This is a genomic window from Camelimonas fluminis (genome assembly GCF_014656355.1).
GTDB classification, from domain to species: Bacteria; Pseudomonadota; Alphaproteobacteria; order Rhizobiales; family Beijerinckiaceae; genus Camelimonas; species Camelimonas fluminis.
In genome coordinates this window covers 1-6,549 of sequence record NZ_BNCG01000075.1, presented here as the reverse complement: position 1 = coordinate 6,549, position 6,549 = coordinate 1, and the positions used below count along the sequence as shown (strand labels likewise).

General features: G+C 57.0%; 8 protein-coding genes and 1 pseudogene. 6 read left to right on the top strand and 3 right to left on the bottom strand.

Annotated elements, in window-relative coordinates:
* The 3 genes from IE243_RS23275 to IE243_RS21770 all read left to right on the top strand — a co-directional run.
* Positions 1 to 444 (top strand): hypothetical protein (locus IE243_RS23275; RefSeq protein WP_210319951.1); only part of this gene is annotated, 444 nt, incomplete at its 5' end.
* A 357-nt stretch (positions 445 to 801) separates the two neighbouring features.
* Positions 802 to 1,230, top strand: coding sequence for a hypothetical protein (locus IE243_RS21775; protein ID WP_191321405.1), 429 nt, complete (start codon positions 802 to 804; stop codon positions 1,228 to 1,230).
* On the top strand, positions 1,211 to 2,167 hold the full coding sequence (locus tag IE243_RS21770) for a helix-turn-helix domain-containing protein (RefSeq protein ID WP_280514620.1): 957 nt from the start codon (positions 1,211 to 1,213) through the stop codon (positions 2,165 to 2,167). The genes IE243_RS21775 and IE243_RS21770 overlap by 20 nt, the downstream gene beginning before the upstream one ends.
* Positions 2,168 to 2,189: 22 nt before the next feature.
* On the opposite strand, the gene IE243_RS21765 is transcribed toward IE243_RS21770, so the two are convergent.
* A complete protein-coding gene (locus tag IE243_RS21765; protein ID WP_191321403.1) occupies positions 2,190 to 2,606 on the bottom strand; it encodes an enoyl-CoA hydratase/isomerase family protein in 417 nt (138 codons plus the stop codon).
* A 49-nt stretch (positions 2,607 to 2,655) separates the two neighbouring features.
* Positions 2,656 to 3,444: an SDR family NAD(P)-dependent oxidoreductase gene (locus IE243_RS21760; protein ID WP_191321402.1), complete on the bottom strand. Its 789-nt coding sequence runs from the start codon at positions 3,442 to 3,444 to the stop codon at positions 2,656 to 2,658.
* Between the two features lie 246 nt (positions 3,445 to 3,690).
* On the opposite strand from IE243_RS21760, the gene IE243_RS21755 reads away from it, so the two are divergent.
* Positions 3,691 to 3,951 (top strand): Rap1a/Tai family immunity protein, encoded by a 261-nt coding sequence (locus IE243_RS21755; protein WP_191321401.1) that lies wholly within the window; start codon positions 3,691 to 3,693, stop codon positions 3,949 to 3,951.
* A gap of 95 nt (positions 3,952 to 4,046) precedes the next feature.
* Here the strand turns inward: IE243_RS21755 and ligD are convergent.
* Positions 4,047 to 4,208, bottom strand: a pseudogene (gene ligD / locus IE243_RS24050) (non-homologous end-joining DNA ligase LigD); the annotation flags it as partial.
* 394 nt (positions 4,209 to 4,602) lie between these two features.
* Here ligD and IE243_RS21750 point away from each other — a divergent pair.
* Both IE243_RS21750 and IE243_RS21745 read left to right on the top strand, forming a co-directional pair.
* Complete coding sequence (locus IE243_RS21750) at positions 4,603 to 5,331, top strand: hypothetical protein (RefSeq protein WP_191321400.1); 729 nt, start codon at positions 4,603 to 4,605, stop codon at positions 5,329 to 5,331.
* A 34-nt stretch (positions 5,332 to 5,365) separates the two neighbouring features.
* Entirely contained in the window at positions 5,366 to 5,968 is a 603-nt protein-coding gene (locus IE243_RS21745) for a hypothetical protein (protein ID WP_191321399.1), read from the top strand.
* Positions 5,969 to 6,549: the final 581 nt, after the last annotated feature.

Sequence of the window (6,549 nt, the reverse complement as noted above, 5' to 3'; positions counted from 1 at the left end):
CATGTCAATCGGACTCCGCAAATGGGCGCATGGGTTCTGATCAGAGAGTCTTGGTATAAGGACGCGCGTGTGGAGCGCGAGCGAAAAGCGCACCCGCTTGCTGCACAACAGCCTTCTGCCGAACTGAACCAAGCAGGAAAAGCGGATCCCCATGATATCCGAAATACGGGGGGTAAACCATCTCCCAACGTAACTTTGCTATGCAAGTTCGTTAGTTCAAATTCGATTCATTTTAGCAAAGGGGATCACACGATACACATTACCAAACAAGATGGATGGATCATCACACACGACGCGTTTTCTCTTCCTCACGCCAAATGGTTTGGAGGCGCATCTATTTTTATATCACGACACTCCGGTCACGCGGAGGTAAAATACGATTTGGGTGAGCGCGTGGAGATTGTACCTGGCGAATGTCGCCGCTCCGACGGTCCAAAATTCTAATTGTGGCTCCACAAAATTAGCGCCTACAGCCCAGCGAATGCCACTTCGTCCCACCCACGCCCGTCTACGTAACGGGTTTGTCACCGGAGGTAGCAATGTTTAGAGCTATTGCACTGGCTACAATCATCTTCGCGGCTGGAGCTATCGGCGCTTCCGCCGAAGTCCGTACTGGCATCGGCGTCGGGTCCTCCGAAGCCCAAGCCTGTGACGACGCCATTAGACGATCCAAGATCTTCTGCTCAAGGACAAAGGATGTCAGCTGCTCCCGATGCGCAAAATCAAGCACAGGACACTACGAGTGTATGGCAAAGGCTGAGTGTGATTAAAGCGCATCCCGACTCCTTGTGGTGACCCAAAATGCAGCCAGCACCCCTCCAGGTCGGCATTGCCGGCCTTGTTTTTCTCGTCGGCTCACTTGGTTCTGTGCTGGCTGTAGGCGCACCGGCTGAAGCGCCGCATGCCGATCTCCCATGGTCCACCCCGAATTTCATAAGGGGGTGCAAAGCCTACGTTGCCATGATGGAGGACGAGCCCGTCATTCCCATCAATTTCGACACAACTTTTGGCGCCGGGCTTTGCTATGGTATCGTCGAAGCCACCGCCACCGCGATGCCTTCAGGCTTGGCATGCGTGCCGGCGAACGTCACAAATACCGCGCGGGTCGCGACGCTCTTGGCATTCTTTGAGCGCTATCAGGATGCGATGACGCTCGATCGCTCGAGCCCGACCGCACTTGTCATCCAGGGACTCGTGGCTTCATACCCGTGTGGCTCGGCTGTCAAATGACGCGCTCAATCCTCCGCCCGTTACCGCCCTCACATCAAGCGGCCACAGACCCAGTCCCCAAAATCGGGGGACGGGTTGCGTTGGCTATCCTGGCGGGCTTGACCGCCGCATCATTCTTCAGAGCGACCTCGACATTTATATGGTCCAGGTTTTCGCATCCGGAAGCATGACAGGCGACTTTGACGGAAGAGACGTGAGCGCTACGGCAGGCGATATCTGCATCCAGGATTTGACGCAACCATTCGCCAGCCAGGTCGATGCTGGCTCCAGACTTTGCATCGCCATTCCACGACAGGAACTCGAACGGCATGTCGGGCCGCGAAACCTGCACGGCGTCGTGCTTAAAGCCGTGTGGCCCATGACCCGCCTGATCACGACCTACCTCGAGGGTCTCGTGTCGCTCCAGGAGACATTGGGCGGCCCGCAGGCGCTTGCTGCGCAAGAAGCGCTGATCACCCTGCTGGCCTCAGCGTTAACAGCTGAAACGCCGGATCAGACCCATGAGCAGGCTCCACTGGCTGTTGCGCTGCGGCAGCGTGTTTTGATGTTCATCCAGCAGAACCTTCATGCGAAAGACCTGTCCCCGGAGACAATCCAGCGACAGTTCAACGTCTCTCGCGCCCATCTGTATCGCGCATTTGCGGCCGATGGCGGTGTAGCGAAGGTTGTGCAGGACAAGCGGCTTGACGCCACATGTCTTGAGCTGCTGAAGCCTGAGAACGCCGCGCGCTCCATCACAGATATAGCCTACAGCATGGGCTTCTCCAGCAGTAACCAGCTGCTACGCAGCTTTCGTGCGCGATTTGGCATAACGCCAACCGAGGCGCGGCATGAAGGATTGGCGTCCGGCCTTCAAAACGGGCTGACACCTGATCTGCAAGCCTATTTTTCCCATCTTCTGGAAACTAAATGGACCAGGCCGGCCCGCCCCCTTTGAACCGCAGCCTTGAGGAATTGGTTTATTGAAAAACAAGGCTGGATGAGCCGTCGCGCATCATCGCCTGGCGATCAATACGGCGCACCATCCCCGATTGCGGTATTCTCGGGGTGTGGTCAGGCTGCCCGGCCGACTTCCGAGGTGCTCGCAGATCCTCTGCAAAGGTGGTCGGCCGATCCTTGCCCGTACCGGCCCGCGCCGCATCGCGCTGCAGCAGCGAAATGTCGATCCCAGCGTAGAAAGCCCGGCCCTCGCCCGTGATAGCGATCACAAAGACGCGCAGGTCGGCCACGGCCGCATCAACGGCATGCCGTAGCGCGGTCAGCATGCCATGGTCGAACGCGTTGAGCGAATCCGGGCTTTGTAGCCGTATTCCGCACAACCTGCCTGAGACGGATCCCCCTACCGTCGGGCGTGAATTGGAGATTTCATCACTCAAAACGCATTCTCCGGAACATGTCGATGACAGGGAGCCCGGCAATGGCAGCTTAACCCATGCCGCCATCACACCGGACGACCGCGCCCGTAACGAACGACGATGCGTCGCTTGCCAGAAAGAGAGCTGTGGAGACGATTTCCTCGGGCCGGCCCGGGCGACGCAGCGAATTGCTGGCATTTTCCCGGGCGTCCGGATCCCAGGCGTCTGCAATGTCCGTGAGGAACGGGCCAGCGGAAAGCGAATTGACGCGGACCTTTGGCCCGTACTCGCGCGCAAGGGATACAGACATGGCGTTCAGCGCCGCTTTGGCGCCCGCGTACGTCACCACTGTCGGCAGCGGGACGAGGGCGCCCGATGAGGAGGTATTAATGATGACGCCGCCATCGCCGTCATACATCCGCTTGGCGACCAGCGAGGCCAGGCGGAACGGTCCCTTGAAGTTCAGTCCGAGGATTTTGTCGAACAAAGCCTCGGTTACCTCGTGGCTGGGCACCGCCGGCGACATGCCGGCGTTGTTGACGAGAACGTCAAGGCCACCGAATCCGGCGAATACCTCATCCGCCAGACGCTCCATATCCTCCCAGCGACTGGCGTTGGCGGCGATGGCGAGCGCCTTCCGGCCGGCTTTCCTGACTTCCTCCGCCGCCGCCTCACACGCCTCGATCTTGCGGCTGGCGATGGCGACGTCGGCGCCGCATGCAGCGAAAGCGCGGACCATTTGCAGGCCGAGCCCCCGCGATCCGCCTGTCACGAGAATACGTTTGCCCGTCAGGTCGAACAAACGCTGGGCGAGATCCGTATCGGTCGCCCGAGGCGCAATCGTTGTGGTCCCTGACATTGCGTTTCTTCCCATCTCTTGTGTGCCTTTGATTGGTGACAAATGCTACAAATGAACGCCTGAGCTCTCAAGGTCCCTCTTGCCGCCCTTTTGCCCTCTTCTCCGGCAAGCACGAGAGCTGGATCTCCCGATAGGCAGCTACCGGCGCTTCCAACTGCGGCCGCTGTAACCGCAGCTACGTTCGCAGCGCCGCCGGCGCTATCCAAGGTGCGAAAAGGAGATACCCAGCCTCAAGAGGGCTGTAAGATGTTGATGCCGCGCGACAAAGAAGGAACGATACAGCAGGCTTACTCCAAGGGTGTCGCCCACACGATAACCCTGCTGCGTGGCCAGCCTAACCTGTGCATGCCTGCGTCCATCTCGATACTGGAGGTTGCCGAGCAGATCGGCGCCCACCGAAAGACGCGACCTGAACAAAAGGCTGAACCGCTGCCTGAAACCGCCGTGCAGGCGATCTCCGAAGTCTGGCCCTGCAGGTCTGCAGGTCGCGTCTGTTGGTTCCTGTGATTTCGGGCCCGCTTCGATCTTATTCGTGTTTCACCGATCGCAGGTTTGACCTGCAACGGAGCCAAGGCAACGTGAAAATCTGCCCACGGATCGCTCTTGAGTGCTGCCAGCCGAGCCACGATATTCCCGGCAGTAGAATAAGCCGGTCCTATAGCCGGCGCCAGTTCGTCCCACCCGAGTGGCACCGACGCCGCCGTACCAAGACGGGCGCGCGCCGACCAGGCGGCAACCGCCGCCCCCGAACAACAGACGCGCAGGACGTCGTGAACGTGATCCTCGATCTGGTATCAAGTGGCTCCGCCTGATCGTTGTTGTCCCTGGACCTCCCGCCCTTCTCGGCCGTGCAGCGCCATTTTTACGATTGGCGAGCCCTGTCTGTCAGGATAGGGGCAGTCCATCCTTCGTGACATTTTGAGCCAGACCCTTAGCCAAGCCTGCAAAGTGCATCAACAACCGGGCCACATCACCAAATTGGGTGATGCCGAAATTCGGACTATGTGGATCTATCGAGAAGAACCCTAGCAACCCAATGTGGCCCGTTACTGTGGTGCTATGTATAGAAATCATTTCCGGCCCTCTCGAAGATTATTCCTTTTAGGTTGGGCAGCATGCGCATGTTCCGCCGGCTTCGCTGCCCGTGGGCAAGAGCGGATGAAGGCAAGTGTGTTGCGCTCGGCGTGCGCTTTTAATGAGGTGGTTCCGCGAGGCGACGTATGGCTGTTTGATCCAAGCGATCTAGCAACCAAGGTGGTGAAGGAGGTTGTTTCGGCCGTTGGTCTAAAACCCAATTTTTCGATCAAGGCTGGCAATGTTGCCAATGCGGGTGCGTATATCGACACCGACAAGTTGTCCCGGACAATTGTCTATAGTGAGACGTGGCTGAGGGAAAACATCGAGGGGAGTAAAGACTCATACTGGAAGGCGATTGCGCTCGTGTCACACGAATGTGCCCACCATTTTAATTCAGATACCCTTGAGATCTTGAAACCGGGCTCGCTGCGAAATTTTGGTGCCACTCCCGGTGACAACCAGAAAAAGGAATTGGCGGCGGATGAGTTTGCAGGCTTCGTTATTGGCCGTATGGGTGGATCGGTCCAAAATGCCCAGTCGCTGTTTTTAACCCTGTCTGAAGAGGGGAGCAGTTCTCACCCTGGCCGCGCCGCACGCGTTGAAGCCGCTACTATTGGGTGGGGCAGGGGCCGTCCCCATGGGCATCCGTCTCCTGTTCATCCCCAAGATGCCGGTTCTTGCAAAAGCGGTGCGGTTGGACCTGAGTTTGTGGCGGGGGGGCAGCAGTGCCGGCAGTTTCAGATATGTGAGCCTGAGCAAGCTCGAGTTGTGGGTTGCAAGGAAAACGGCAAGTGGGTTTTTCAGCGGTAGCCGTCCGTCAGGTAGTGGATATTGGGAGCCAACTATGAAGTTTGTTTTCGCAGCAGTTGTTGCGTCGTTCGGAATCTTGAGTATCGAACAGGCTATGTCGTGTGAATTTGCGGGCACGTTACCATGCGATCGCGCACGGCATCCCGAAACCACAGGGGCGTGGTGGAAGGGAGGTTGGGCCACCCGGATGCAGGACAATAGAGGTCGGATGCTGACGGCCTTCACGACTCTTGGGCGAGACGGAAATTATCGTAGTACGCTCAAGTATGACGACGGCCAGGTCGTAGAGCACAGCGGCAAGTATCGCGTACGTTTCTCGAAGCTGGATGTGCGGTCATCTGTACGACTCACGTCCGGTGTTGTCGCAGAAGCGCATGCTATTGACGCGGCTGCCAAGTCCGAGTTTCCGAAAGAATATGCGTCGTTCGCGGCAGCTGTTCCGGTTGGCATTAAAAGTGGCGATTCATGCGTGTGTACGGTTGGCGAAGTGACCTACGACGTGAAGTCCTGGAACCCGCGGAGCCTTGAGTTTGGTGCGCCGCAGACGTTTAAATTTGTGGTGGTCGCTGACGGCTATGTGAGGGTGTCTGGGCCGGGTGTTAACGATGCCCTCTCTCGTCGATATGCCTACCGTTGATCTCCTGATGAATAAGGCTGCCTTATGTCTTGCCAGCGTTGGCCTGAGCGTGCTGGTTTCGTCGAAGGGGTGGGCGGCGCAGAGCCAATGTCTCGTCCTTTCAGATGGAAGCGAATTGTGTGAAAGGACAAAGCAAGATAGAGAATCGAGAGATACACCCGAGAGGAGAAAGGCGAACGAGAATGAAACCGTTTTTTTGGGCTTGGACATTCTCAATAGTCTGAAGGTGCAAGTATCAATAGAGTTGTATTGTCTCTCACAAGGAGATTGGGTGAAGGAATCGTTTACCGTCGAGAGAGACAAGTTGACAAATATTAGGCGCCTGCGAATAGAGAGTCGCACGGTTTATATTCGGGCATGGCCTTCTCATTCTGGGGAAGACAATCCATTGGTTATGAAGTTTCTCCAGTTTAGGTACCCAGATGCGAAAATGGTAAACATAGAAGGCGAACAGTTTCTTAAAATATTGTTACGGGGTTCTGGTGGCGTAGGAAATCTTCACATACCGTCTACAATGTAGTGTTAATACCAAGACTCTCTGATCAGAACCCATGCGCCCATTTGCGGAGTCCGATTGACAT